Source organism: Streptomyces sp. NPDC088915, from assembly GCF_044749825.1.
Classification (GTDB): Bacteria; Actinomycetota; Actinomycetes; order Streptomycetales; family Streptomycetaceae; genus Streptomyces.
This window is the reverse complement of record NZ_JBIVIR010000014.1, coordinates 69,345-94,227: the sequence shown is the minus strand read 5'-3', so window position 1 is coordinate 94,227 and position 24,883 is coordinate 69,345. Positions and strand designations below refer to the sequence as shown.

Below are 24,883 nucleotides of genomic sequence, written 5' to 3'. Positions count from 1 at the left end.
GGGCCGGGGCCCTCCTCACGAAGGCCGGCAGACGAGTCGGGCTGTACGCCGGGTTCTGTGCCCCGGGACCTCGCGGTCGTCGGGGTGACGGCCATCCATCTAGGACCGGCGTTGCCGCCGGCCTCCTGCGGTCTACCCGCGGACTCGGGCGAGCAGCCCTCGAACATCCGCGCAGGGACGCCGGAGCGTCCCCTCTTGACCTTGCTCCGAGTGGGGTTTACCTAGCCGCCTGAGTCACCTCAGGCGCTGGTGGTCTCTTACACCACCGTTTCACCCTTACCGAGGACCGAGGTCCCCGGCGGTCTGTTTTCTGTGGCACTGTCCCGCGGGTCACCCCGGGTGGCCGTTAGCCACCACCCTGCTCTGTGGAGCCCGGACGTTCCTCGGGAGGATCCGGAGATCCCCACGCGGCCGCCCGCCCGGCTCGTCTGCCGTGCCGACCATGCTACCCGCCGCACCGGCCCGCGCTTGACCCTGCCGCAGCGTCAGGGTTTCTACTGGCCCCATGCGCATCGGCGAGATCGCCGCCCTGGTCGGGGTCACCCCCCGGGCCGTGCGGCACTACCACCAGTCCGGGCTGCTGCCCGAGCCCCCGCGACGGGCCAACGGGTACCGGGAGTACGGCGTCCGGGACGCCGTCCTGCTCGCCCGGATCCGGCGCCTGACCGAGCTGGGGCTCGGCCTCGACGAGGTGCGGGACGTGCTCGCGGGCGACGAGGGGCGCGGGCTCGTGGAGGTCCTCCAGGAGCTGGCCGACGACCTCGCCCGGCAGGAGGCCGTCCTGCGGGAGCGGCGGGAGCGGCTCGCCGTCCTGCTCGCCGAGGCGCGGGCCGGGCGGCTGCCCGCCGACGGGCCCGTCTCGCCGGAGTTCGCCGCGCTCCTGGCGGGCCTGGGCGAGCTGCCCGCCTCCCCCATGGCCGCGAAGGACCGGGAGGTCCTCGCCCTGCTCGACGCCGTCGTACCGGCGGAGGACCGGGCGCGCCTGATGGAGACCCTGCGCGGGGCGGCCTCGTCCGCGCACGAGGTGTACGCGCTCTTCGACGCCCTGGAGGACGCCGCGCCGGACGATCCCCGCGTGGAGGGGGCCGCCCGGGTGCTCGCCGACTGCCTGCCGGACGCGGCCGGGGCCGGGCTGCCGGAGGGAGCCGGGCCGCCGGAGCGGGCCGGGCCGCCGGAGCGGGCCGTGGGCGGGCGCCTGCCCGGGGTCCTCCTCGCCGACGCCGTCTTCGCGGACCTCGCCCCCGCCCAGGAGGCGGCCGTACGCCTCGCGATACGGCTCGTGCAGGAGCGGCAGGAGGGGGCCTCGTGACGGTGTTCCTTCGACGCCTCTCCTGGGTCCTTCTTCCCCTCGAAGTCGTCCTCGTCGTCCGTCTCGCCGGGGGCGCGCCCCTCCCCGGTGTCGTTCTCGGCGTCGCCGAGGCCCTCGTCTGCGTACTTCTCCTCGCCGAAGCCCTCGCCTACCTGCGGCTGCGGCGGCGCGGGCTCGCGCGGCGGGAGGCCGTGGCCGAGCTGGTGCCCGCGCCCGTGCTGCGGCTCCTCGGGCACGAGCTGCGGCTGTTCGCGAGCCTGGGGCGGTGGGTGGCGCGCCGGCCGCACGGGACCGCCGGCGCGGACGGGGTGTTCCCGCACGCCCGCGACCAGGCGGCGCTGATGTACGGCTTCGCCTTCGTCTGCGTGGTCGAGACCGTCGGCCTGTCGTACCTGCTCGCCCGGTGGCCCCTCGTCCACGGGATCGTCCTCGTCCTGGACGTCTACACCGTGCTCTTCGTCCTCGGCCTGCACGCCGCCTCCGCGACCCGCCCGCACGTCCTCGCCGGGGGCGTCCTGCGGCTGCGGCAGGCCGCCCACGTCGACCTGCGGATCCCGCTCGACCGGATCGCGTCCGTCCGGCGGGAGACGCTGTTCTCCCACGAGAGGGCCGACGGCGAACTGAACCTCGCCGTCGGCGCGCAGACCTCCGTCACCGTCGAGCTGACCGGGCCGGTCGACGCGCCCCGGCTGTTCGGCGCGCCCCGGCCCGTACGGGTCGTCAGGGTCCACGCCGACGACCCGCAAGCCCTGTACGGAGCCCTCACGCGGGCGCGAACAGCACCTTCGCCCGCCCCGGGTCCGCCTCCGCGAGCCTGACCCGCAGCCACTCCCCCAGCGGCAGCGCGGACTCGCCGCCCGCGATCCGGGCGACCACCGCCGGGTCGTCCAGGTGGACGGTGCCGGTGGACGGCTCGCGCTCCTTGACGTCGATCACGTACGCGTCGAAGAGCTCCCCGACCCGGTCCTTCAGGAGCGCCGCCTCGACGATGTCGACGCTCTCGCGCTCGACGGCGCCGGCGCGGCGCGAGCCCGTGGCCATCTCGTCGGGGAGCGCGGGCAGGGCGGCCCGCACCCACTCGGGCGGCTCGTCCCCGGCGACCGCCGCCACGCACAGCTCGCTCGCGTACCGGTCGACGAGCCGGCGCAGCGGGGCGGTGCAGTGGGTGTACTCGTCGGCGACGGCGGCGTGCACGGCCGGGACCGGGACGTGGCCGTCGGTGAAGACGGTGTACCCGGCGCCGCGCAGGAGGGTGGTGCACTCCTGGAGGAAGGCGGCGTGGCGCGGGTTCGAGGGGTCGGCGGAGCGGACGACGTCGGCGTACGGGACGTGGTGCGGCCACTCGACGCCGAGGGCCTGCGCGGAGCGGCGCAGTTGGGCCACGGCGCCGTCGGGCGCGGTGGGGAGGGTGCGCAGGATGCCGGTGCCGGCGGCGGTCATGAGGTCGGCGGCGGCCATGCCGGTGAGCAGGGAGATCTGCGCGTTCCAGCTCTCGGAGGGGAGCGGGGCCCGGTAGACGAGGTCGTAGCCGTGGTCGCGCTCGACGATCTCCTGCTCGGGGACGTCGAGGGAGATCCCGCCGCGCTCGATCTCGATGTTCTCGCGCAGGCGCCCGATCTCGCGGAGCAGGGCGACGGGCTCCTCGGCGGTGCCGGAGTCGATCTGCCGCTGCACGCCCGCGTAGTCGAGTTTGGCGCGGCTGCGGACGAGGGCGCGGCGGACGTCGGTGGCGACCCTGCGCCCCTCGGCGTCGAGGTCGATCCGCCACAGCACGGCGGGGCGGGGCTCGCCGGGGAGGAGGCTGGCGGCGCCCTCGGAGAGGACGGCGGGGTGGAGGGGGACCTTCCCGTCGGGGAAGTAGAGGGTGAGGACCCGGCGGTGCGCCTCGGCGTCGAGCGCGGAGCCGGGCGCGACGAAGGCGGCGACGTCGGCGATGGCGTAGTGGACGCGGTAGCCGCCGTCGGCCCTGCGGGCCAGGTGCACGGCCTGGTCGAGGTCGGTGGAGGTGGGCGGGTCGACGGTGAAGAAGGGCAGGTCGGTGGCGTCGTGCGCCGGGAGCCGGGGCGCCTTCGCGGCGGCCTCGGCCTCGGCGAGGACGGCGGGCGGAAAGGCCTCGGGGACCGCGAGTTCGGTCCGGAGTGCGCGCAGGGCGGCCCGCAGCGGAGCCTCGGCTGGGCCGGTCACGTGTATGGGGCGGCGGGGCATGGACCGAGCGTAGGGGGCGGGGGCGGGTCCGTCATGTCGGGGGCTTCGTCATGTCGGGGGGCTTCGTCATGTCGGGGGGCCGTCATGTCGGGAGGGCCGTCGTGTCGGGGGGCTTCGTCATGTCGGGGGGCCGTCATGTCGGGGGGCCGTCATGTCGGGAGGGCCGTCGTGTCGGGGGGCTTCGTCATGTCGGGGGGCCGTCATGTCGGGAGGGCCGTCGTGTCGGGGGGCTTCGTCATGTCGGGGCGGCTCCGTAGGTCGGCGGCGCTCTGCGCATCGGACGCGCTTTGTAGGCTGGGCCGCCGGGGCCGCACCCCCACCCCCGTCCGTACGAAGGAGAACCACCGTGCTCGTGCTGCTGCCGCCCTCCGAAGGCAAGGCTCCGTCGGGGAGCGGGGCGCCCCTCAAGCCGGAGTCGCTGTCCCTGCCGGGGCTCGCGGAGGCGCGGGCGGCGGTCCTGGACGAGCTGGTCGAGCTGTGCGCCGCCGACGAGGAGAAGGCCCGCGAGGTGCTCGGCCTGAGCGAGGGGCTGCGCGGCGAGGTCGCGAAGAACGCCGAGCTGCGGACGGCCGGCGCGCGTCCGGCCGGGGAGGTCTACACCGGCGTCCTGTACGACGCGCTCGGCCTGGCGACCCTGGACGCGGCGGCCCGGGAGCGGGCCGGGGACGCGCTCCTGGTCTTCTCCGGCCTGTGGGGCGCCGTGAAGGTGACCGACCGCATCCCGTCGTACCGCTGCTCGATGGGGATCAAGCTGCCGGGCCTCGGCGCGCTCGGCGCGTACTGGCGGGGTCCGATGGCCTCCGTGCTTCCCGAGGCGGCCGGGGACGGCCTCGTCCTGGACCTGCGCTCGTCGGCGTACGCGACGGCGTGGCGGCCGAAGGGGGAGGTGGCGGCGCGGACGGCGACGGTACGGGTGCTGCACGCGCCGACCCGGAAGGTGGTCAGCCACTTCAACAAGGCGACGAAGGGCCGGATCGTCCGGAGCCTCCTGGAGGCGGGCGCGGAGCCGGCGACCCCGGCGGAGCTCGTGGAGGCGCTGCGGGACCTGCGGTACGTGGTGGAGGAGGGCGGCAGGGCGGGGGCGCTGGACGTCCTGGTGGACGAGATCCACTAAGAGGCCGTTGCGCCCTGCGCAATGCTCGTTGCGGGTGGCGCTCGTCCTCGTCAGGATGAGGCCATGACGAGCGTGTTCGACCTTGCCCCGGAAGCCCCCGTCGTCCCCGTGGTGGTGATCGAGGACGCCGCCGACGCGGTCCCCCTGGCCCGCGCCCTGGTGGCCGGTGGGCTGCCGCTGGTCGAGGTCACCCTGCGCACCCCGGCCGCGCTCGACGCCGTGCGGGCCATCGCGGACGGGGTGCCGGAGGCGGTCGTCGGCGCCGGGACCGTCGTCTCGGCGGCCGGGGTCGCGGACGCGGTCGGCGCCGGGGCCCGGTTCCTGGTCAGCCCCGGCTGGACCGGGCGGCTGCTCGGCGCGATGCGGGAGTCGGGCGTGCCCTTCCTGCCGGGGGTCTCGACGGTCTCGGAGGTCGTGGCGCTGCTCGAACAGGGCGTGGACGCCATGAAGTTCTTCCCGGCGGAGGCGGCGGGCGGCGTACCGTACCTGAAGTCCCTCGCGGGCCCGCTCCCGCAGGCCCGCTTCTGCCCGACCGGCGGCGTCTCCCTCGCCTCCGCCCCCGCCTACCTCGCCCTGCCGAACGTCGGCTGCGTCGGCGGTACGTGGATGCTGCCGCCCGACGCCCTCGCGGCCCGCGACTGGGCCCGGGTCGAGTCCCTCGCGCGCGAGGCGGCGGCGCTGCGGACGCCCGTCAGCGGCCGGTGAACGCGACGGTCAGGTGGTCGGTCACCGGGCGGTAGCCGAGCCGCTGGTACAGGGCGTTGCTGGTGGGGTTGGCCAGGTCCGTGAAGAGCAGGACCTGCGCGGCCCCGGCGTCCCGGGCGGCGCGGGTGGCGGCGGTGGTGACCCCGGCGGCGTACCCGCGTCCGCGGGCGGCGGGCGGGGTGTAGACGAAGTGGACGCGGGACTGGCCCTCGGCGACGGGCGAGAAGCAGGCCATGGAGACGGACCGTCCGCCGCCCCCTTCCCGCTCGCCCCCTTCCCGCTCGTCCCCTTCCCGCTCGTCCTCTTCCCAGAGGAGCAGGCGGCCGTCGGAGATCCGCTCCGTGACGTAATCGGTGTAGTCCTCCCCCGGCTCCTCGCCGATGTCCCGGACGAACTCCCGCGCCCAGGCGGCGGCGAGGGGTACGTCGGCCGCAGTGGCGACGCGGGCGCGTCCGGCGGGGGCGGGGTCCGGCGGGGTGAGCGTCCCGAGCCGGAAGAGCCGCATCCGGGCCGTGGCGGTCCAGGGGCGTCCGGTGGCCTCCGCGAACGCCTCGACGGCCGCCGTCTCGCCCCGCAGGACGGTCACCCCTTCGTCCCCGAAGGGGCCCGGCAGGGAGGCGAGCGCGCGGGCCGCCTCCGGCGTCACCGTCCCGAAGGTCGGCTGCCCCGGCGCGGCCACCACGAGCACCCCGGTGACCCGTCCGTCGGGCTCGGTCCACCAGCCGAGCCGCCCGGCGGTGTCCATGAGCGTGAGCAGGCCGGTGTTGCGGGCGGGCTCGGCGGACAGCAGGGCGCCGACGGCCGCACGGAAGACGGCGGGATCCTCGGTGAAGTGCCAGGTCATGGGCGGTGATGATGGTACGGGGGCGGGTCTCCCCGCCACCCGTTTTCCACCACCGCCCTACCTGAGGTGCGAGGTGTCGTTGAGGAGGCGCACGGAGGCGTTGCCGTCGGCGTAGTAGGCGACGGCCGAGATCGAGGCGGCCGACAGCTCCATGCGGAACAGGGACTCCGGCGGGGCGCCGAGGGCGAGCCGGACCAGGGTCTTGATCGGCGTGACGTGGGTGACGAGGAGGACCGTGCGGCCCGCGTGGGCGGCGGTCAGCCGGTCCCGGGCCGCGGCGACGCGCCGGGCGACGGTCGCGAAGCTCTCGCCGCCGCCGGTCGGCGCGGCCTTCGGGGAGACGAGCCAGGCGTCGAGGTCCTCGGGGTACCGCTCGCGGACCTCGCCGAAGGTCAGCCCCTCCCAGGCACCGAAGTCGGTCTCCCGCAGGCCCTGTTCGACCTGCACGCCGAGTCCGAGGCGGGCGGCGACGGCGGCGGCGGTCTGGCGGCAGCGGGTCAGGGGCGAGCTGACGATCTCCTGGATCGTGCCCCGGGCGGCGAGCGCGGCGGCCACGGCCTCGGCCTGCCGCAGCCCGGCCGCCGACAGCTCGGGGTCGGTCCCGCCGCTCCCGGAGAACCGCTTCTCGGGCGTGAGCGCCGTCTCCCCGTGCCGCAGCAGCACGAAGGTCGCGGGCGCTCCCATGTCGGGGGCGGTCCAGCCCTGTGCAGGGGCCGGGGAGGCGGTGCCGGATGCGTGCCCCGTCGGCGCCAGGGCGCCCGCCTCGGCCTCGAAGTCGCCCGAGGCGACCGGGGTGGAGGAGGTCGCGGTGGCTTCTTCGGCGGTGGGCGAGGTCGCCGTGACCTCTTCGACGGTGGCCGAGGTCTCGGTGACTCCTTCGGTGGCGGACGAGGTCGCCGTGGCCTCTTCGGCGGCGAACAGGCCGTCGTCCGTGGCCGGCCAGGCGCCCGTACCCGTGCTCGTGCCCGCAGACGTACCCGTACTCGTACGCGTACCCGCACTCGTACCGGCGGCGGTCGTCGACAGTGCCGCCCTCGCCCGCGCGGCGCCCGCCCGCGCGTCGCCCGGCGGGCCCGACGGCGGTGGGGCGGCGGCGTTGCGGGCGGCGGAGGCGTCGAGGGACGCCGTGGAGCCGGAGGGCTCCCACTGGCGGCCGAGCTTCCCCGCGTCCATCGCCTCGTTCGCCAGCCGGTCCGCGTGCTTGTTCCGCTCGCGCGGGATCCACTCGTAGCGGACGCGGCCCGCCGGGAAGACCCGGCCGGCCTCGGCCGCGAGCGGCTTCATGTCCGGGTGCTTGATCTTCCAGCGGCCGGACATCTGCTCGACGACCAGCTTGGAGTCCATGCGGACGTGGACGGTGGCGTCCGGGAAGAGCTCCCGGGCGACCTTGAGGCCCGCGACCAGGCCCTTGTACTCGGCGACGTTGTTCGTCGCCACACCGATGTACTCGGCGGCCTCGGCGAGCGTCTCGCCCGTCGCCGCGTCCAGGACCACCGCCCCGTACCCGGCGGGTCCCGGGTTGCCCCGGGAGCCTCCGTCCGCCTCGACGACGAGCTCGCGCGCGGAGGTCATTACAGGCCGGACTCCGAGGTGCGGACGAGGATCCGGCGGCAGTTCTCGCACCGGACGACCGCGTCCTTGGCGGCGGCGCGGACCTCGTTGAGCTCGGTGATGTTGAGCTCGATGTGGCAGCCCTCGCACTTGCGCTGGTACAGGCGGGCCGCGCCCACGCCGCCCTGCTGCTCGCGCAGCTTCTCGTACAGCTTGAGCAGGTCGGCCGGGACGGAGCCCGCGACGAGCTCGCGCTCCTTGGTGACGGAGGCGGCCTCGGCGTCCAGCTCGGCCTGGGCGGCGTCGCGGCGGGCGGTGGCGTCGTCGGTCTTGGCCTGGACGGCGGAGACGCGCTCGGTCAGTTCGGCGAGGCGCTCCTGGACCGACTCGCGGCGCTCCATGACCTCCAGGACGATCTCCTCCAGGTCGCCCTGGCGCTTGGCGAGGGAGACGATCTCGCGCTGGAGGTTCTCCAGGTCCTTCGGGGAGGAGACGGCGCCGGAGTCGAGGCGCTGCTGGTCGCGCGCGGCGCGCTGGCGGACCTGGTCGACGTCCTGCTCGGCCTTGGTCTGCTCGCGGCCGCAGTCGCTCTCCTCGGTCTGCGCGGCGACGAGCAGGTCGCGCAGCTGGGTGAGGTCCTTGGTGAGCGCCTCGATCTCGGCGTGCTCGGGCAGCGAGCGGCGCTTGTGGGCGAGCTGCTGGAGGCGGGTGTCCAGGGCCTGGACGTCGAGGAGGCGGATCTGGTCGGCGGGCGCGGCGTTCAGTTGGGGGCTCCAGGAGAGGTGTGGTGGGAGGACCAGGGGTCGGTGACCGTCTTCGAGACGTGGACGCGGAGGTCCCAGCCGTGACGGTCGGAGATCGCGTCGAGCTGCGCGGCGGCCTGCTCGCACCAGGGCCACTCGGTGGCCCAGTGGGCGGCGTCGACCAGGCCCAGCGGGGTCCGCTGGGTGGCCTCGGAGACGGGGTGGTGGCGCAGGTCGGAGGTGAGGAAGGCGTCCACGCCCGCGGCGCGCACGGCGTCGAAGAGGCTGTCGCCGGAGCCGCCGCTGACGGCGACGCGGCGGACGGTCATGCCGGGGTCGCCGGCGACGCGGACGCCCTGTGCGGTGGCGGGCAGCCGCGCGGCGGCGCGGGCGGCGAACTCGGCGAGGGTCTCGGGGTGGTCGAGCTCGCAGATCCGGCCGAGGCCGTTCTCGGGGACGAGCGGGCCGGTGACGCGCAGGTCGAGGGCGCCGGCGAGGGCGTCGGAGACGCCGGGGTCGGCGGTGTCGGCGTTGGTGTGCGCGACGTGGAGGGCGATGTCGTTCTTGATGAGGTCGTGCACGACGCGGCCCTTGAAGTGGCCGGCCGCGACCGTCGTCGTACCGCGCAGGTAGAGCGGGTGGTGAGTGACGATCAGGTCGGCGCCGAGGGAGACGGCCTCGTCGACGATCTCCTGGACGGGGTCGACGGCGAAGAGGACGCGGCCGACCCGGGCGTCGGGGTCGCCGCACACGGTGCCGACGGCGTCCCACTGCTCGGCCCGGTCGGGCGGCCAGAGGGCGTCGAGCTCGGCGATGACTTCAGACAGACGGGGCACGGAGGAAAGGCTACCTGTCCCGCGCGCTCCACCGCCCTGGCCTGTGGATAACCCCGCCCAGGCTCCAAGCCCCTGTGGACAGCCCCGTCCGCAATACCGCCCCTGGTCGTCCCCACCACCGGAGCCGTCGACTCCACTTAGGCTCCCCTTACCCGGGTCACCGCCGGTCACTCCAGCACACCCGCCCTCCCCCGCTCAGCAGAACCGCCGGACGGCCACCCTTATGTGTGAAGTGAGCGGGCTCGTGTTGTTCGGCTGGAAGTGCGAAAACTAGCTTCGTCGCCGGAGGTGACGAGTCGATGACAGCGTGTGCCATCGAGACGACGGCCGAGGACGACGACCGCGAAGGGAAGTACGGCGGGGGCACCGGCCGGCCGACGGGGTTCACGACCACGGCGAACGGCGCGTACGCGGCCAGGCTCGCGGGCGCCGGGGACGCCCTGTACGTGGAGAGGTGGACCCTCGACGGCCCGGAGCCGTACGCCGTGCCGCTCCCGCTCGACCAGCCGGAGGACCCGGGCGCCCAGCTCCTGCCCCTCGCGGACGGCCGGGTCCTCGTCTGCCGCCGCGTGGACGGGCGGCGGCACTCCTTCTCCCTGCTCTACCCCACCGGCCCGGCCACCGGGGAGTTCCGGCTCGGCTCGGTGGACGCGCCCGGCTCCGAGGGGCTCGTGCTGCTCCCGCCCTCGCCGGACGGCATCTGCGCGTACGCGATGTGCGTCGGCCCCGGGACCACGACGCTGTGGCTGGTGGCGGGCGGGGCGTTCGGCCCCGAGCAGGTGGCGGAGGTCCGGGGCCGCTGCTCGGGCGGGGTGTGGCTGGACCGCACCGGCCGGATGCTCGCCCTGGACCGGCGGCTCGGCGACGGGCCCGTGAAGGCGGTCGCCGTCGACCTGGAGCGGGGCGGCGAGGTGACGCCGCTGCTCCAGATCACCGAGGAGAGCGACGACCGACTGCTGCTCGCGGACCCGGACAGCGGACTGCTCCTGATCCGCTCCGACGCGCCGTCGCCGGGCCACGACCGGCTCGGCTGGGGCGTCCTCGGCAGCCTGCTCCCGGTGCGCTTCCCGGACTGCCTGCGGCTCGACGACGCGGCGGTGACGCCGTTCGCCGTGCAGCCGCGGCAGGTGCTCGTGCCGGAGAACTGCGCGGTGGCGCTGCGGATCGACGCGGCGGCCGGGAGCTGGGTGGGGACCTGGCGGCCCTCGTCCCGCCGGATGGACCAGTTGGCGGCCCCCCGGGGCTGGCTGGCGGGCGCGGGCCTGTGGACGGCCGGGGGCGTGCTGCGGCTGCCGTACGCGACGCCGGGGACGCCGTGCGGGCTCGCGGCCCTGGAGCCGCCGCCCGAGCCGGATCCCGTGCCGGAGCCGGAGCCGGTGACGGTCCCCGAGGAGCCCCGGGTGTGCCGTCCCGTACCGCTCCAGCAGGCTCCCCTCACGGACCGGCGGCCCGCTGGCTAGAATCTCGGGCCGCACGGCAGGAACGATTTCTACGGGGTGAGTTGCAGCATGTCGGAAGCGAGCACGGAGGGTACGGAGTCGCACGGCTCCGGGCGGCATCGTGGTGAGGCCTCGCCGGCGGAGGACTCCTCGTCCTCCCCGCACGGCCGTCACCGCCGCGAACCCGACGCCCAGTGACCGGGGCGTCCGGTTGACCGGGCGCGTGCGATGAAGGAGAGGGCCCCGGGGGAGACCCCGGGGCCCTTCCGCGTTCCCGGCCGCCGTACGCGTGCGTTCCCGGCCGCCCTGGGCCATGATCCGCCGGACAGGCCCTACGCGTGTTCCACGAAGGTGTCGGCGAGTACGGGGGCGTCGTCGCGCTCCGCCGCCGTGACCGTCGCCTGGGTGCCGCCCTCCACGGTCCACATCCGGACGCGCAGGGTCTCGCCGGGGAAGACGACCCCCGCGAAACGGGTGCGGTAGGCGCGGACGCGGGTGACGTCCCCGTCGAGCAGGGTGTCCACGACGGCCTTGAGGGTCATCCCGTAGGTGCAGAGCCCGTGCAGGACGGGCCGGTCGAATCCGGCGAGGGCCGCGAACTCCGGGTCGGCGTGCAGGGGGTTCCAGTCGCCGGAGAGGCGGTAGAGCAGGGCCTGTTCCTCGCGCACGTGCCGCTCCACGGTCCGGTCGGGCGCGCGGTCGGGCGGGGCGAGCCGGTCGGAGGGGCCCCGGTCGCCGCCCCAGCCACCCTCGCCGCGCACGAAGATCTGGGCGTCGCTCGTCCACAGCGGGCCGTCGGCGTCGGCGGTCTCGGAGCGCAGGACGAGGACGGCGGCCTTGCCCTTGTCGTGGACGGCGGCGACGCGGGAGGTGGAGACGGCGCGCCCGCCGGTGGGGAGGGGACGGTGGAGGGTGAGCGACTGGGCGCCGTGCAGGACGCTCATGAGGTCGACGTCGACGCCGGGGGCGGAGAGCCCGTCGACGATCCCCATGCCGCCGCCCGCGACGGTGGCGAAGCTGGGCAGGACGTGCAGCCGGGACTCCAGGGTGTAGCGGAGTTCGGCGGGGTCGGTGGCGGGCGTGCCCGCGCCGAGGCCGAGGTGGTAGAGCTGGACGTCCTTGTGGTCCCAGGTGATCTCGGTGCTGCGGGGTTCGGCGGCGACGGCCTTGGCTGCGTCGATGGGCATCGGGCTGCTGCTCCTCACGGGGTCGCCCCGGAACGCGGTCGGCTCGCACGCGATCGACGTAGAACGCGTTCCAGTTCGGTGGCCCTCCTGTATAGCCGAGGCGGCAGGGCTTGGGAACCCTCGCCGACGGCACGTCAGGACCCTTACGGGATCGACCCCCAGGACATTTGTCACCGTCGGACGCGTACATAACGGCCTACCGGGATGCCCCTCACTCTCCGTAACGTCGTGGTCATGAAGCAGCAGGAGCAGGAGAAGAACGATCCGACCGGAGCGCCCGCGATCGCCTTCCGGGCCGTGACCAGGGCGTACGGCGCCGTCCGCGCCGCCGACGGGCTCGACCTCGCCGTGCGGCGGGGCGAGACCGTGGCGCTGCTCGGGCGCAACGGCGCGGGCAAGTCCACCGCCATCGGCCTGCTCCTCGGCCTCGACGAGCCCGACGACGGCCGGGTCGAGCTCTTCGGCGGGCCGCCGGCCCGGGCCGTCGCGGCCGGCCGGGTCGGGGCGATGCTCCAGGAGGGCCGGCCGGTCCCCCGGGTCACGGTCCGCGAGCTGGTCGGCTTCGTCGCCCGCACCTACCCGGCCCCGATGCCGGTCGCGGAGGCCCTGGCGCTCGCCGGTCTGACCGGCCTCGCCGACCGCCGCGTGGACCGGCTCTCCGGCGGCCAGGTCCAGCGGGTCCGGTTCGCCGTCGCCCTCGCAGGGAACCCGGAGCTGATCGTCCTGGACGAGCCGACGGCCGCCCTCGACGTCGAGGCCCGGCAGGAGTTCTGGGACGCGATGCGCGGCTACGCGCGCCGGGGCAACACCGTCCTGTTCTCCACCCACTACCTGGAGGAGGCCGACGCGTACGCGGACCGGATCGTCGTCCTCGACGCCGGACGGGTCGCCGCCGACGGCACCAGCGAGCAGCTCAAGCGGGCGGTCGGCGGCGGCCTGGTCTCCTTCGACCTGGCCGGCGGCCCGGCCGCCTGGCTCGACGCGCTGCCCGGCGTGACCTCGTACGAGATCCGGGGCGACCGCGCCCGGCTCCGCACCGCCGACTCCGACGCGACGGTCCGGGCCCTGGCGGAGCGGGACGCGATCCGGGGCCTGGAGGTCGCCCCGGCCTCCCTGAACGACACCTTCCTCGCCCTCACCCGCAAGTCCTCCGCCCCCGAGCCGCTCACGACCCTGGAGACGACCCGATGATCACCGCGTACGTACGCCTCGAAGTGCGCCGCACCCTGCGCGACACCGGATTCGCGATCTCGACGGTCGGCATTCCGGTGATGATGTACCTCCTCTTCACCAACCTCGGCGGCGCGAACGACAGCGCGTACCGGACGGCCTCGATGGTCGGCATGGCGGCGTACGGGGCGCTGGGCGCCGCGCTCTCGCTCGGCACCGGGGTCGCCGAGGACAAGTCCACCGGCTGGCTGCGGCAGTTGAGGATCACCCCGATGACGCCCCGGCAGGTGGTGACGGGCCGGGCCCTGACCGGTTCGGTGGTCGTCCTGCCCGCCCTCACGGGCGTACTGCTCGCGGGCGGCCTCGCCAACGGGGTGCGGATGGCGGCCTGGCAGTGGGCGGCCGTCGCCGTCACGCTGTGGCTCGGCTCGCTCCCCTTCACGCTGCTCGGCATCGGCAACGGCTACCGGCTCACGGCCCAGACCACCGGCGCCGTGAACGTCGCCTGCAACCTGGGGCTCGCGGTCGCCGGCGGCCTGTGGTTCCCGGTCGCGCTCTTCCCCGACTGGCTCCGGACGCTCTCGGAGTACACCCCGACGAACCGGTTCACGGAGCTGGGCGTGGCGGTGACGGACGGGCGGGCGCCGGGGGCGGCGGCCCTGGCGGTGCTCGCCGGGTGGGCGGCACTGTTCGGCGCGTACGCGGCGGTCTCGTACCGTCGTTCGGCACGGACGGCGTGACGGACGCGGGAGTCGGGGAGAGGACCATGGAGATCTGGCGGCGGCGCAGGGAACGGCTGCGGGAGCGGGGGCCGAGCGGGCTCAGCCTGCTCCCCTGGCTCCTCATGGGCCTGGGCGCGCTCTCGCACCTGCTCGGCGGCGAGGCCCCGAACCCGTGGATCGGCGGCCTGGGCCTGCTCGCCTTCAACTCCCTGTACATCGCGATCGTCCTGCGCGCCTTCGACCCGCGCGTCCGGGAGGCGCCGCTGACCTGGTGGCTGCTCGGCGCGCTCGCGGCGCTCACCTTCGGGCTCGCGATCGGCTACGGCCGGGAGTGGCTGCTGCTCTTCCCGCTCCTGGGCCTGGCGGTGGGGGCGGTGGTGCGGCGCGGGAGGCTGCTGCCCCGGATCACCTTCCCGCTGGTCGCCGGGGTGGGGGCGGTGACGTTCTGGCGGGACGGCTGGGACTCGTTCGGGGTCGTGTACGGGACGTTCATCTCGGTGATGGTGACAGCGGCGATCCTCGCCCTGAACGAGACGGTCCGGGAGCTCCGGGCGACCCGGGAGGAGCTGGCGCGGACGGCGGTGGAGAAGGAGCGGCTGCGGTTCTCGCGCGACCTCCACGACCTCCTGGGCCACACGCTCTCGGTGATCGTGGTGAAGTCGGAGGCCGCGCGGCGACTCGCCCCGCGCGACCTGGACGCGGCCCTGGCGCAGGTCGCGGACATCGAGTCGGTGGGCAGACAGGCGCTGACCGAGATCCGGGAGGCGGTGACCGGCTACCGGGAGGGGAGTCTGGCGGCCGAGCTGGACCGGGCGCGCGACGCGCTCTCCTCGGCGGGCATCGAGCCGGTCGTGCGCCGCTCGGGGCCGCTCCTGGAACCGGCGGCGGAGGCGCTGTTCGGCTGGGTGGTGCGGGAGTCGGTGACGAACGCGGTGCGGCACAGCGGGGCGTCCCGCTGCGTCGTCGAGGTCTCCGGCCCGGCGGCCGGCCGGGCCCGTCTGACGGTCACCGACGACGGCCGGGGCGACGGGGCCCCCGGGCCGGGGGCCGCCGCGCCGGGACCGGACGGCCCCGGCAGCGGGCTGCGCGGCCTGCGCGAGCGGCTCGCGGCGGCGGGGGGCACGCTGGAGTCGGGACCGGCCCCGGGCGGCGGGTTCAGGGTCGTCGCGGAACTCCCCGTGGAGGCCACCGGGCCGGGAGCCGGACCCGGAGCGGGGGCCGGACCCGAAGGAGCACGGATCGACCGCTGCTGACGGGCCGGTCAGCCGACGATGGCGACCGGGGCGTCCCAGGCATTGCGGTCGACGTTGATGGTGTGACCGCCGCGGGTCTCCTTGCTGTTGGCCTTGTACTGGTGGCCGCGGCTGTGGTCGGTGTACAGCTTCGGGTCCCAGGGCCAGTCCTTGGTGGTGGTCTCCTGGCCGTTCCACAGGGCGTACCAGAGGTTGCCCGGCAGGTCGGTGCGGTCCTTGGCGGTGGCGATCGCCTTGGCGCTGGAGGTGCTGAAGCCGTAGAGGCCGGCGCGGTAGGTCTTGGCGCGCAGGGTCTTGGTGAAGGAGCGCACGTAGGCGAGGGTGGCGTCGTTGCAGGCCTTGTCGGCGATGTCGTACGACTCCATGTTGAGGTAGATCGGGCTGCCGGGCTTCATGCCGAGCGCCGCGGCCCTGGCGACCGCGTCGTTGGCGTTGGCGGCCCCGACCGAGGCGGCGGTGGCCGCGGTGAACCGCTCCTTGTTGAGGCTCTTCTGGCAGGGCGGCTGGGCGCCGACGTACAGGGGGATGATCCGCCAGCCGAGCGCGTCGACCGACTTCACCCAGGGCTTGGTGAGGTTGGGCTGGGCGCAGCCGCGGTTCTTGCCGCCGATGTAGACGGCGACGCCGCCGTAGTAGGCGTCCTTCTTCCAGGCCGTCATCGCGGCGAGCGAGGGCGCGGTGCAGGCGTCGAACGCCCGGCCGGTGTAGGTCTTCTGCGCGGGCCACGCGGGGGCGGCCATCGAGGTCTGGGCCGCGATCCCGGCACCGGCGACGACGGCGGCGCCGGTCGTCGCCAGGGCGATGTAGCGGCTTTTCCTGGACAGCCGGTGCTTCGGCATTTCCCCACCCCATACGTACGAAGTTCCACGGATTCCGGCCCCGTCCCCCCGGGGCGCGATCACCTTAACCCGGCCCGTCCGCCCTACCCTGTTCCCCGTGACCGAGATGCCGCGGGACCACCGCCCGGGAAAGTCCGTGAGAGTCCTGCTCGCCGAGGACCAGGGGATGATGCGCGGGGCGCTGGCCCTGCTGCTCGGCATGGAGCCGGACATCGAGGTGGTCGCGCAGGTCGGGCGCGGGGACGAGATCGTGGACGCGGCGCTCGTGGCGCGGCCGGACGTGGCGCTGCTCGACATCGAGCTGCCGGGGCGCTCGGGGCTCGACGCGGCGGCGGACCTGCGGGACGAGGTGCCGGACTGCCGGGTCCTCATCCTGACGACGTTCGGCCGGCCGGGCTATCTGCGGCGGGCGATGGAGGCGGGGGCGGCCGGGTTCCTGGTGAAGGACGGACCGGTGGAGGAGCTGGCCGAGGCGGTCCGCACGGTCCTGCGGGGCGAGACGGTCGTCGACCCGGCGCTCGCGGCGGCGGCCCTCGGCGCGGGCCCGAACCCCCTGACGGCCCGCGAGCGGGACGCCCTGGCGGCCTCGGTGGACGGCGCGACGATCGCGGACATCGCGGCCGCCCTGCACCTCTCGGAGTCCACGGTCCGCAACTACCTGTCCTCCGCGATCGGCAAGACGGGCACCCGCAACCGCATGGAGGCGGTGCGGGCGGCCCGCCGGCAGGGCTGGCTCTGAGCCGCGCGGGGCACACGTACGAGGCCGGCCGTGCGGCGGCTCCGCGCGGACATACGTACAAGACCGGCGGGCGGCGGTCCGCGCATGCTCCTTCCATGAGCGAACTCACGGGTGAACACGACACCGGGCGCGCCCACGGACTGCACGTGGTCCACGACGGTCCACGGCAGGCGCCCCCACTGCTGCTGATCCACGGATCGGGGGCCTCGGGCGCCACGTGGGGGCCCGTGGTCCCCGCGCTCGCCCGCCACCACCACGTCGTCCGGGTCGACCTGCCGGGCTGCGGGCAGTCCCCGCCCGCGCCGTCGTACGACGTGCCCGCGCAGGCGGACCGGGTGGCGGCGGTGCTGGACGGCCTCGGGCTGCGCGCCGTCGCCGTGGCCGGGCACTCCAGCGGCGGTTACGTCGCCACCGCGCTCGCCGAGCGGCGCCCCGACCTGGTGGGGTCGCTCGCGCTGATCAGTTCCGGTCCGGCCCCCGACGCGCTGCTCCCGCAGCCGCTCTTCCTCCGGGTCCTGCTGGCCCCGCCCCTCGGTCCGCTCCTGTGGGCGTGGCGTTCGGACGCGGTGATCCGCAAGGGGATCGGCGCGACGGCCGCCCGCCCGGTGGAGGTCCCGGACGACATGGTCGCCGACCTGCGGCACGGCACGTACCGCACGACCAGGGCGGTGCTGCGGTGCAACGGCGCCTACATCGCCGAACGGAGCGTGCCCGAGCGGCTCGCCGCCCTCGGGGTGCCCCTGCTGGTGGTCTTCGGCGGCGCCGACCCCCGCTGGGAGCCGTCGTCGGCGCACCGGTACGACGCGGTGCCGGGCGCGCGGGTCGAGACGCTGCCCGGCGTCGGGCACCTGGCCGTGCTCGAAGCGCCCGGCAGGACCGCCGCACTGCTGCTGGGCTTCACGGCGCCGGGCGCTGACACCCCGCCCGTACGCCCCTAGGCTGGTTCCATGCGGCCGACGGAAGCACCGCTCGACTGGACGCGCGTGGACGTCGTGGTCCCGCGCGCCCCGCTCCGGATGCCGGGGGTCGGCATGGCCGGCTTCCGCCACGGCGTCCCCGCGCCCGTGGACATCGCGATGGTCGCGCACCCCGCCGTCACCCTGCTCGTCGACCTGAGCGGGGAGGGGAGCCTTGTCCACCGCACGCGGGACCGGCACGGGCGCGGCAGTGTCGTCGTCGGGCTCCTCCCCGGTGACCTCCGGGCGGGCGGCCGGGTCGGCGAGTGCCTCCAGATCCGGCTGGATCCGGTCGTGGCGGCTTCGGTCCTCGGTATGCCGGCCGGGCCGGGCGGGGAGGTGGTGTCCCTCGCCGACGTCTGGGGCCGTGACGCCGAGCGGTTCGAGGAGGGGCTGCGTGCCGCCGGGTCGTGGGACGAACGGTTCGCGCTCGCGGCGGACGCCCTCGGCCGGAGGCTCGGCACCGGCCCCCGGGTCGATCCGGAGGTGGCCCACGCCTGGCGGCGGACGTTCGGCCGCCGGGGACGGGTGCGGGTCGACGGGATCGCGGACGAGGTCGGCTGGAGCCGCAAGCGCCTGTCGGCCCGCTTCCGCTCCCAGCTCGGGGTCGCGCCCAAGCGGGCCGCCCGGCTGGTGCGGTTCGACCGCGCCGCCCGTCTCCTCGCGGCCGGGCACGCCGCCGCCGACGTCGCCGCCGGGAGCGGTTACGCCGACCAGTCCCATCTCCACCGCGAGGTCAGGGAGTTCACCGGCCTCACCCCCTCGGCGGTGGCGGTCGCGCCGTGGCTCGCGATCGACGACGTCGCCTGGCCGGCGTCGTCGCCCGGCCGGCGCCGGACGGGCGGGGCCTGAACGGTACGGCTCGCGGGCGGGGCCCGGACCGTACGGCTCACGGACGGCGCCTGAACCGTACGGTTCACAGGCCGCAGCGACCGATACGGCCGGTTCGCAGCCCGCCCCCGACCGACGAGGCGGCGGCGCCGGTCCAGGGGCGTGACGGTGACGGCCCGGCCGGGGTCGCCGTCCCACTCGGTGGGGAGGCCGACCGCGGCGAGGGCGGCCACGACCTCGCGGCCGACGGCCGCGGTGGTCTCGGACGAGCCGTCGAAGCCCCCGTAGAGGAGCATCAGGCCGTGGCCGGTCGCGGCGGAGTCCGTGCACTGGGTGTGGAAGTAGACGAAGCCGCGGGCGTCGGGCCCTGCTTCGTCGCCGATCTCGGACTGGCCGCAGGCACGGCAGCAGGCGAAGTTCTCGCGGGCGGTGATGCCGGACTCCTCCAGGGCGGTGAACGCGCGGGTGAGCCGCTCAGGGTCGGTCTCGCCCCGACACGCGGCCTGCTCCGCGACCCGCTCCGGCCACAGCCGGTCGGCCGGCGCCCGCGCCTGCTCGCGGGAGACGGGCCGGCGGTCCTCGGTACCGAAGACCGAGCCTTTTTCAACCTCACGCTGACGCGTGGTGAAGGACGAGGACGGCCTGGACGATCGCGGTGACGCGGTTGGTGCCGCAGCGGAGCTTCCGCGGAAGGCGCCAGCCCTTCGGAGTGGCCGCGGCCAGCGCGCCGGTGATCCCGCGGGTCCGTGCGGCGGTCAGGTCGTGGAAGGACCCGGGCAGGGCGGGCGACGCCCACAACAGCCGACCGGACGGATCGGTGAGGACCTGGACGTTCATGCCGTGACGCTTGTGTTTCCCGGAGTGGTACGGGGTGTCGGCGGCGATCCGGTCGGTCGGCAGGAGGGTGCCGTCCAGGATCACGAACGCCTTGGTGCGGATGGTCTTCGTCGCCTCGGTCGGGGTCGGGGCGAGGACGGCCAGGACGTCGACGGCCTCGCGTACGGAGCGACAGACGGTCTCGATGCCGGTGCGGAACCCGGCGGCGAGCTGGGCACGGGTATCGCCGCATCGCGGGTGGGCCGAGGCGAGCGGGGCCTGTCGGTCCGTGGGCAGACGCCGCCGGCGCGTTCCGACCTCCCGCCGCCGGGCATGCAGTTGAGCGCTCAGGTGGCGCAGGGTGCGGCTGGACAGATCGATCGACGACGGGTGGACAAGCACGCGGAGCTCCTGGTGGGACACGGTGGATCTTGGTCGTGGCACCTCCTGCCAGGAGCTTCATCACGCCGCGGAGCCGGCCAACTGACGGACATCGCCATCGGGTTGGAAACAGCTCAATGCCTGGACGTCGTTCGTGGCGGCTGGGGCGGCGCCACATCCGTGATCACGTTCGCGCCGTCGGACGAGCAGGTGGCCCGGGCCGAGCGCCGCGGGGAGGTGATCACCTCCCCGCGGCCACGAACGCCGCGACCTCGGTGACGACCGGCGCGCGCAGGAAGGTGTAATGGTCGCCCCGCACCTCCCCGTGCCGGAACCGGCCGCGTGTCGCCGCTGCCCAGCCCGACGCCGTGCCGAGGTTGGGCGAGTCGTACGGGATCAGCACCCGCAGGTCGGCGGCGACCGTCCCGCTCGGGCGGTAGCCGGCCAGGGCCTCGGCATGAGCCTCGAACACGGCGAAGCGCCGCTCGATTTCCTCGCGCACGACCTCGATCCGGTCGGCCGCCTCCTCTCCGCCGCCACCGGCGATGGCCGCAGCGAGCCAGCCCAGAGGATCGGCGTCCACGAGTCCGGCCGCGGGCATGCTCCACCCGAGCGAATCCGATACGTCCTCGGCGAAGCGTGCCGCCAGCGAACGTCCACCGCTCGTGTCCGCGTACCCCAGGTCCGCCCGGCTGAGTGTGTACGGGGAGTCCAGGAGGGTGACGCACCCGACCTCCTGGCCCTCCTCCTCCAACCGCCGCGCCATCTCGAAGGCCACTATGCCGCCCATCGACCAGCCGCCGAGCCGGTACGGACCGGCGGGCGACACGGTTCGCACCGCCTCGACGTAGCGCTCGACGATCTCTCCCAGCGTGTTGACCGGGGGGTCGTCGTCGCGGATGCCGAAGGCCTCGATGCCCACCACCGCGTGGGTCTTCTGCAGGCACTTCGCGAGGGCCGCGTACGAGTGGACGGTTCCGCCGATGGCGTGGACCAGGAAGATCACATCCCGGTCGGGGTCGGCGGACCCCAGCGGGATCAGGCGGGCGGACGGGCGCGTGTCGATCGGGCTAGGCACCGGCCGCACCTCCGGCTCGGGTGTCCCCTTCGACCATCCGCGAGAGGTCCGAAACGGTGGCGTTGTAGAAGAAGTCCCGGAACCGCACGTTGACCGAGAAGGCCGAGCGCACCCGGGCGACGAGGTTCAGCGCCAGCAGGGAGTGGCCGCCGAGTTCGAAGAAGTCGTCGTCGACCGAGACCTGTTCGACCCCCAGTACCTCTGCGAACATCGCGCACAGCGTCTCCTCGCGCGGTGTGCTCGGCCCCCGCCAGACCGACCCGCTGGTCTCCGGCACCGGCAGCGCCGCTCGGTCCACCTTGCCGCTGGCCGTCACCGGCAGGGCTTCGAGGAGCACGATGACCGACGGCACCATGTAGGCGGGCAGCCGTTCCCGCAGGTGCGTCCGCAGGACCCCCGCCTCCACGGCGGCCCCGTCGCGCGGCACCACGTACGCCACCAGGCGCCGGTCCCCCGGCGCGTCCTCGCGCACCACGACCGCAGTGGCCCCCACCTGCGGGTGGTCCAGGAGGGAGGACTCCACCTCGCCGGGCTCGATGCGGTAGCCGCGCAGCTTCACCTGGTCGTCGACCCGGCTCATGAACACCAGCCGCCCGTCCGGTTGCCGGCGGACCAGGTCGCCCGTCCGGTACATGCGCTCCCCCGGTGCGCCGAACGGGCAGGCCACGAAACGCTCGGCGGTCAGGGCAGGCCGGCCCAGGTAGCCCCGGGCCAGCCCCGCACCCGCGAGGTACAGCTCGCCGGTCACCCCGACCGGTACCGGCTGGAGCCTCTCGTCCAGGACATGGGCGCGGGTGTTGTGCAGGGGGCTGCCGATGGGTACCACCGCGGCGGCACCCCCGTCGGCTCCGGGGTCGTCCGCGCCGAACCACGCCGTGGCATACACGGTGGCCTCGGTGGGCCCGTACAGGTTGACCACCTCGGCCCCGGGCAGGGCGGCCCGCAGCCTGCGCACCACTCCCGGGGAGAGCGCCTCTCCGGCCAGGGCCACGGTGCCGGTTCTGACGTCCAGGTCCTCGCGCCCCGCGAGGGCGGCGAAGGCCGAGGGGACACCGCCGACGTGGGTGGCCGACCAGCCGGGGCGCTCGGCGAGCTCCAGCAGGTCGCGCACCACTTCGACACAGCCTCCCCACACCAGCGGGACGACGACCTCGAAGACGGAGACGTCGAAGCTGAGCGAGGTCGCGGCCAGCACGTGCGCGAGGCGGTCCGCACCGTACCCCTCCCCGGCCCACGCGGCCAGGGCGCTGACCCCGCGGTGCGGGACGACGACGCCCTTGGGCCGGCCCGTCGATCCGGAGGTGTAGATCACGTAGGCCGGGTGGTCCGGGAGCAGCGGGCTGCGGCGGTCCGCATCGGTGAGCGGGGCACCGGACAGGAGCGAGCCGTCGCCGGCGGCCTCCTCCACCAGGATCCTGGGCAGTCCGGCGGCGTGCCCGGCACCCTCCTGCCTCCCCGTGGTCACCAGCAGTGCAGGACGCGCGTCCGCCACGACCGTCGCCACCCGCCCTGCGGGAAGGTCCGGGTCGAGCGGCAGGTAGCCGGCGCCCGCCTTGAGCACCGCCCAGACGGCCACCACCATCTCGGCGGAGCGCGGCACCGACACGGCCACCAGCGTCTCGGGCCCGGCCCCCTCCCGTACGAGCCGCCGCGCGAGCCGGTTCGACCAGGCGTCGAGTTCCGCGTAGGTCAGCCGGGACTCCCCGCACACCAGGGCCGCGGCCTCGGGGGTGCGCCGCACCTGCTGGTCGAACAGCTCGGGCAGCAGCTCCTGGGGCACCGGCCGCGCGGTGTCGTTCCATGCGTGCACGAGCCGGTGGTGCTCGGCCGGGTCCAGCAGCGGCGCGGACCCGATCCGCTGCCCGGGGTCGGCGGCGAACGCCTCCAGCAGCCGGACGAAGCGTGCGGACACGGCCTCCGCGGTCTCCGCGTCGAACAGGTCCGCCGCGAACACCCAGCCTCCCCGCAGTCCTGCCGGCTCCCGGTCCGGGCCGCGCGTCTCGGCCATCCCGAGGCTCACGTCGAACTTCGCCACCTGCTGGTTGCCCTCCCACGGCAACACGTCCACGCCCGGGAAGTCGAGGGAGCCCTCGTCGTTGTTCTGGAAGACCAGCAGGGTCTGGAAGAGCGGGTGGCGTCCGGTGTGCCGGGCCGGGTTGAGCGCCTCCACCAAGCGCTCGAAGGGGACGTCCTGATGCGCGTAGGCGCTCAAATTGGTGCGCCGCACCCGGTCGAGCAGTTCGGTGAACGTCGGGTCGCCCGAGGTGTCGGTGCGCAGGACCAGGGTGTTGACGAAGAACCCGATCAGGTCGTCGAGGGCGCTGTCGGTGCGCCCGGCTGTCACCGAGCCCACCGGTACGTCGGTGCCGGCGCCGAGCCGGGTCAGCAGGACGGCCAGCGCGGCCTGGACCACCATGAACATGGTGGCCTGGCGGTCGCGGGCGAGGGAGTCCAGACGGGCGTGCACGTCGGCATCGAGCCGGAATTCGATGATCCGGCTGCCGTAGCCGGGGACGGCGGGGCGGGGCCGGTCGGTCGGCAGCCGCAGCTCCTCGGGCAGACCGGCGAGTTGGTCCCGCCAGTACGCCAGCTGTCGTCCGGCGAGGCTGTCCGGATCGCTCTCGTCGCCGAGCAGTTCGCGCTGCCACAGGGTGTAGTCGGCGTACTGAAGGGGGAGTTCGGGCCAGGCGGGAGCCGCACCGTCGCGGCGCGCGGCGTAGGCTTCGGACAGGTCGCGCAGCAGCGGTCCGGTCGACCAGCCGTCGCTCGCGATGTGGTGGATGAGGACGACGAGGACGTGTTCGGTCGGCGAGGTGGAGTACACCCAGCCGCGCACGGGGATCTCCCCGGCGAGATCGAAGACGTATGAGGACGCCTGTGCGACCGCGGCCTCCAGCTCCTGCGCGGGTACGTCGTGCGCCTCCAGGCGCACCTCGGCCGCGTCGCGGGGCAGGATCTTCTGCACGGTCTCGCCGCCGGTGTCGCCCACCAGGGTCCGCAGGGTCTCGTGCCGGTCCACGACGTCGGTGAGTGCGGCGCGCAGGGCGGGCACGTCCAGGTCGCCGGAGAGCCTGAGGACCACCGGGATGTTGTAGGTGGCGCTCGGCCCTTCGAGCTGGTCGATGAACCACAGCCTGCGCTGGGCGTGGGACAGCGGGATCATGCGGTCTCCCCTTGGGCGTGGCGCAGTGCGCGCATCGAGTGGTGCAGGTCCGCCTCTTCGGTGATCTCGTCGAGGATGAGGGTCGAGACGCCGAGCGCCAGGTAGCGCGCGAGCAGCTCGCCGACCTGCTCGTAGGTGCCGACGAGGTAGGGGCAGAAGGTCTTGTAGGCGCGGAACGGATAGAGCCAGTAGGTGTCCTTGGGCGAGTGCGACCGGAACGCGTCCTCGGAGAGGCTGAGGTGCCACTGCGATTCGACGGTTTCGGCGGCGATCTCGTGGACCTCCTCGCCCAGCGGGTCGGAGGGGAACCGTGCGTGGGCGACGGCCCAGGCCTCCTCGGCGGTGTCGCGGGCGATGATGCCGAGGCGGATGCCACCGCCGGCGAGCGGCTGTCCGTCCCCGTACTCGCCGATCTCGCGGGGGTAGGACAACCTGGTGGCGCCGAGCCGCTGCTGGGTCGTGCGGCAGGCGTCGGAGGTGCCGGAGACGAACACCCCCGGCTTCAGCGCGGGTTCGAGCGGGGGAGTGATGGCCGCGTGCTTGAGCTGGTAGAACTCGCCGTCGTAGGAGACCGGGCGGCCACCGTCCAGGAGTTGCCGGACGACCTCCGCGTACTCCGTGAGCCGGTCGTAGCGCCGGTCGTGGTCGAGTCCGCAGCCGAGCTCCTGGAGGTGCCGGTGGAACCCGCCGGTGACGTAGTTCAGGTCGACCCGGCGCTCGTGGAGGAAGCCGATGCTGCTGATCATCCGGGCGACGCTGAACGGGTGCATGTACACCGGGTTCACGGCCACGAGCGGGACGAACCGCTCGGTCTTCTCGATGAGGAGCTGCGCGGCGGCCCAGGGGTCGAGGAGCGTGTTGTCGCTGTAGACGAGCATGCCCCGGATGCCGGCCGCCTCGGCCCACTTGGCCTCCTGGGCCAGGCGCTCACGGAATTCCCACGGGGTGCAATCGGTCGCCGACGGGAAGGTGGTGTATACGGTGACCACTGTTTCCTCCTAC

22 protein-coding genes, 1 other RNA gene and 1 pseudogene are annotated in these 24,883 nt (G+C 74.6%); 11 read left to right on the top strand and 13 right to left on the bottom strand.

Annotated features, from left to right (window positions below; genetic code table 11):
* Positions 1–28: 28 nt before the first annotated feature.
* Positions 29–427: RNase P RNA component class A (rnpB, locus tag ACIP5O_RS24605), an RNA gene on the bottom strand.
* 78 nt (positions 428–505) lie between these two features.
* On the opposite strand from rnpB, the gene ACIP5O_RS24600 reads away from it, so the two are divergent.
* Both ACIP5O_RS24600 and ACIP5O_RS24595 read left to right on the top strand, forming a co-directional pair.
* Entirely contained in the window at positions 506–1,309 is an 804-nt protein-coding gene (locus tag ACIP5O_RS24600; protein ID WP_401296716.1) for a MerR family transcriptional regulator, read from the top strand.
* Entirely contained in the window at positions 1,306–2,127 is an 822-nt protein-coding gene (locus tag ACIP5O_RS24595; RefSeq protein WP_401296714.1) for a hypothetical protein, read from the top strand. Before ACIP5O_RS24600 ends, ACIP5O_RS24595 begins: the two co-directional genes overlap by 4 nt.
* On the opposite strand, the gene ACIP5O_RS24590 is transcribed toward ACIP5O_RS24595, so the two are convergent.
* Positions 2,072–3,514: an RNB domain-containing ribonuclease gene (locus ACIP5O_RS24590; RefSeq protein ID WP_401296712.1), complete on the bottom strand. Its 1,443-nt coding sequence runs from the start codon at positions 3,512–3,514 to the stop codon at positions 2,072–2,074. The two genes, ACIP5O_RS24595 and ACIP5O_RS24590, sit on opposite strands and share 56 nt — an antisense overlap.
* A 346-nt stretch (positions 3,515–3,860) precedes the next feature.
* Here ACIP5O_RS24590 and yaaA point away from each other — a divergent pair, with 346 nt between their 5' ends.
* Both yaaA and eda read left to right on the top strand, forming a co-directional pair.
* Entirely contained in the window at positions 3,861–4,628 is a 768-nt protein-coding gene (gene yaaA / locus ACIP5O_RS24585; RefSeq protein WP_401296710.1) for a peroxide stress protein YaaA, read from the top strand.
* Positions 4,629–4,691: 63 nt separating this feature from the next.
* The gene (gene eda / locus ACIP5O_RS24580) at positions 4,692–5,333 is read left to right on the top strand and encodes a bifunctional 4-hydroxy-2-oxoglutarate aldolase/2-dehydro-3-deoxy-phosphogluconate aldolase (protein ID WP_401296708.1); all 642 of its coding nucleotides are present in this window, start codon (positions 4,692–4,694) and stop codon (positions 5,331–5,333) included.
* On the opposite strand, the gene ACIP5O_RS24575 is transcribed toward eda, so the two are convergent.
* Genes ACIP5O_RS24575 through ACIP5O_RS24560 form a run of 4 tightly spaced genes read right to left on the bottom strand, consistent with a single transcriptional unit; the run spans position 5,320 to position 9,307 of the window.
* Positions 5,320–6,177: a GNAT family N-acetyltransferase gene (locus ACIP5O_RS24575; RefSeq protein WP_401296706.1), complete on the bottom strand. Its 858-nt coding sequence runs from the start codon at positions 6,175–6,177 to the stop codon at positions 5,320–5,322. The genes eda and ACIP5O_RS24575 overlap by 14 nt on opposite strands.
* A gap of 57 nt (positions 6,178–6,234) precedes the next feature.
* Positions 6,235–7,749, bottom strand: coding sequence for a bifunctional RNase H/acid phosphatase (locus tag ACIP5O_RS24570; RefSeq protein WP_401296704.1), 1,515 nt, complete (start codon positions 7,747–7,749; stop codon positions 6,235–6,237).
* On the bottom strand, positions 7,749–8,492 hold the full coding sequence (locus tag ACIP5O_RS24565) for a C4-type zinc ribbon domain-containing protein (RefSeq protein WP_356544801.1): 744 nt from the start codon (positions 8,490–8,492) through the stop codon (positions 7,749–7,751). Before ACIP5O_RS24565 ends, ACIP5O_RS24570 begins: the two co-directional genes overlap by 1 nt.
* Complete coding sequence (locus ACIP5O_RS24560) at positions 8,489–9,307, bottom strand: Nif3-like dinuclear metal center hexameric protein (RefSeq protein ID WP_401296702.1); 819 nt, start codon at positions 9,305–9,307, stop codon at positions 8,489–8,491. The genes ACIP5O_RS24565 and ACIP5O_RS24560 overlap by 4 nt, the downstream gene beginning before the upstream one ends.
* Positions 9,308–9,606: 299 nt before the next feature.
* Between ACIP5O_RS24560 and ACIP5O_RS24555 the strand changes: the two genes are divergently transcribed.
* Entirely contained in the window at positions 9,607–10,767 is a 1,161-nt protein-coding gene (locus ACIP5O_RS24555; RefSeq protein WP_401296700.1) for a hypothetical protein, read from the top strand.
* 311 nt (positions 10,768–11,078) lie between these two features.
* On the opposite strand, the gene ACIP5O_RS24550 is transcribed toward ACIP5O_RS24555, so the two are convergent.
* The gene (locus ACIP5O_RS24550) at positions 11,079–11,933 is read right to left on the bottom strand and encodes a MaoC/PaaZ C-terminal domain-containing protein (protein WP_401296698.1); all 855 of its coding nucleotides are present in this window, start codon (positions 11,931–11,933) and stop codon (positions 11,079–11,081) included.
* Between the two features lie 234 nt (positions 11,934–12,167).
* On the opposite strand from ACIP5O_RS24550, the gene ACIP5O_RS24545 reads away from it, so the two are divergent.
* Genes ACIP5O_RS24545 through ACIP5O_RS24535 form a run of 3 tightly spaced genes read left to right on the top strand, consistent with a single transcriptional unit; the run spans position 12,168 to position 15,078 of the window.
* Positions 12,168–13,124 carry an ATP-binding cassette domain-containing protein gene (locus ACIP5O_RS24545; RefSeq protein WP_401296696.1) on the top strand — a complete coding sequence of 319 codons (957 nt, stop codon included), beginning with the start codon at positions 12,168–12,170 and terminating at the stop codon, positions 13,122–13,124.
* A complete protein-coding gene (locus ACIP5O_RS24540; protein WP_401296694.1) occupies positions 13,121–13,843 on the top strand; it encodes an ABC transporter permease in 723 nt (240 codons plus the stop codon). The genes ACIP5O_RS24545 and ACIP5O_RS24540 overlap by 4 nt, the downstream gene beginning before the upstream one ends.
* A gap of 26 nt (positions 13,844–13,869) precedes the next feature.
* Complete coding sequence (locus ACIP5O_RS24535) at positions 13,870–15,078, top strand: sensor histidine kinase (RefSeq protein WP_401296692.1); 1,209 nt, start codon at positions 13,870–13,872, stop codon at positions 15,076–15,078.
* 8 nt (positions 15,079–15,086) lie between these two features.
* Here ACIP5O_RS24535 and ACIP5O_RS24530 read toward each other — a convergent pair whose 3' ends face one another.
* The gene (locus ACIP5O_RS24530) at positions 15,087–15,917 is read right to left on the bottom strand and encodes a glycoside hydrolase domain-containing protein (protein ID WP_401296690.1); all 831 of its coding nucleotides are present in this window, start codon (positions 15,915–15,917) and stop codon (positions 15,087–15,089) included.
* 106 nt (positions 15,918–16,023) lie between these two features.
* Between ACIP5O_RS24530 and ACIP5O_RS24525 the strand changes: the two genes are divergently transcribed.
* From ACIP5O_RS24525 to ACIP5O_RS24515, 3 genes are all read left to right on the top strand, one after another.
* Positions 16,024–16,656 (top strand): response regulator transcription factor, encoded by a 633-nt coding sequence (locus ACIP5O_RS24525; protein ID WP_356544803.1) that lies wholly within the window; start codon positions 16,024–16,026, stop codon positions 16,654–16,656.
* Positions 16,657–16,751: 95 nt separating this feature from the next.
* On the top strand, positions 16,752–17,594 hold the full coding sequence (locus tag ACIP5O_RS24520) for an alpha/beta fold hydrolase (RefSeq protein WP_401296688.1): 843 nt from the start codon (positions 16,752–16,754) through the stop codon (positions 17,592–17,594).
* Positions 17,595–17,603: 9 nt separating this feature from the next.
* Positions 17,604–18,464 carry a helix-turn-helix domain-containing protein gene (locus tag ACIP5O_RS24515; RefSeq protein ID WP_401296686.1) on the top strand — a complete coding sequence of 287 codons (861 nt, stop codon included), beginning with the start codon at positions 17,604–17,606 and terminating at the stop codon, positions 18,462–18,464.
* Between the two features lie 110 nt (positions 18,465–18,574).
* Here the strand turns inward: ACIP5O_RS24515 and ACIP5O_RS24510 are convergent.
* The 5 genes and pseudogenes from ACIP5O_RS24510 to ACIP5O_RS24490 form a co-directional block, all read right to left on the bottom strand.
* Positions 18,575–19,039 (bottom strand): annotated as a pseudogene (locus ACIP5O_RS24510) (DUF6891 domain-containing protein); the annotation flags it as partial.
* Positions 19,040–19,052: 13 nt separating this feature from the next.
* Complete coding sequence (locus ACIP5O_RS24505; protein WP_401296684.1) at positions 19,053–19,661, bottom strand: transposase family protein; 609 nt, start codon at positions 19,659–19,661, stop codon at positions 19,053–19,055.
* A 220-nt stretch (positions 19,662–19,881) separates the two neighbouring features.
* Positions 19,882–20,718, bottom strand: a complete 837-nt coding sequence (locus tag ACIP5O_RS24500; protein WP_401296682.1) for an alpha/beta fold hydrolase — start codon at positions 20,716–20,718, stop codon at positions 19,882–19,884.
* On the bottom strand, positions 20,711–23,881 hold the full coding sequence (locus ACIP5O_RS24495; RefSeq protein ID WP_401296680.1) for an amino acid adenylation domain-containing protein: 3,171 nt from the start codon (positions 23,879–23,881) through the stop codon (positions 20,711–20,713). The genes ACIP5O_RS24500 and ACIP5O_RS24495 overlap by 8 nt, the downstream gene beginning before the upstream one ends.
* Positions 23,878–24,870 carry an LLM class flavin-dependent oxidoreductase gene (locus ACIP5O_RS24490; protein ID WP_401296678.1) on the bottom strand — a complete coding sequence of 331 codons (993 nt, stop codon included), beginning with the start codon at positions 24,868–24,870 and terminating at the stop codon, positions 23,878–23,880. Before ACIP5O_RS24490 ends, ACIP5O_RS24495 begins: the two co-directional genes overlap by 4 nt.
* Between the last annotated feature and the right edge of the window lie 13 nt (positions 24,871–24,883).

Coding starts and splice junctions, on each gene's coding strand:
- ACIP5O_RS24515 (WP_401296686.1), top strand. CDS start 17,604: ATGCGGCCGACGGAAGCACCGCTCGACTGGACGCGCGTGGACGTCGTG.
- ACIP5O_RS24520 (WP_401296688.1), top strand. CDS start 16,752: ATGAGCGAACTCACGGGTGAACACGACACCGGGCGCGCCCACGGACTG.
- ACIP5O_RS24540 (WP_401296694.1), top strand. CDS start 13,121: ATGATCACCGCGTACGTACGCCTCGAAGTGCGCCGCACCCTGCGCGAC.
- ACIP5O_RS24545 (WP_401296696.1), top strand. CDS start 12,168: ATGAAGCAGCAGGAGCAGGAGAAGAACGATCCGACCGGAGCGCCCGCG.
- ACIP5O_RS24525 (WP_356544803.1), top strand. CDS start 16,024: ATGCCGCGGGACCACCGCCCGGGAAAGTCCGTGAGAGTCCTGCTCGCC.
- ACIP5O_RS24600 (WP_401296716.1), top strand. CDS start 506: ATGCGCATCGGCGAGATCGCCGCCCTGGTCGGGGTCACCCCCCGGGCC.
- ACIP5O_RS24530 (WP_401296690.1), bottom strand. CDS start 15,917: ATGCCGAAGCACCGGCTGTCCAGGAAAAGCCGCTACATCGCCCTGGCG.
- ACIP5O_RS24535 (WP_401296692.1), top strand. CDS start 13,870: ATGGAGATCTGGCGGCGGCGCAGGGAACGGCTGCGGGAGCGGGGGCCG.
- ACIP5O_RS24575 (WP_401296706.1), bottom strand. CDS start 6,177: ATGACCTGGCACTTCACCGAGGATCCCGCCGTCTTCCGTGCGGCCGTC.
- ACIP5O_RS24570 (WP_401296704.1), bottom strand. CDS start 7,749: ATGACCTCCGCGCGCGAGCTCGTCGTCGAGGCGGACGGAGGCTCCCGG.
- ACIP5O_RS24555 (WP_401296700.1), top strand. CDS start 9,607: ATGACAGCGTGTGCCATCGAGACGACGGCCGAGGACGACGACCGCGAA.
- ACIP5O_RS24495 (WP_401296680.1), bottom strand. CDS start 23,881: ATGATCCCGCTGTCCCACGCCCAGCGCAGGCTGTGGTTCATCGACCAG.
- ACIP5O_RS24590 (WP_401296712.1), bottom strand. CDS start 3,514: ATGCCCCGCCGCCCCATACACGTGACCGGCCCAGCCGAGGCTCCGCTG.
- eda (WP_401296708.1), top strand. CDS start 4,692: ATGACGAGCGTGTTCGACCTTGCCCCGGAAGCCCCCGTCGTCCCCGTG.
- ACIP5O_RS24550 (WP_401296698.1), bottom strand. CDS start 11,933: ATGCCCATCGACGCAGCCAAGGCCGTCGCCGCCGAACCCCGCAGCACC.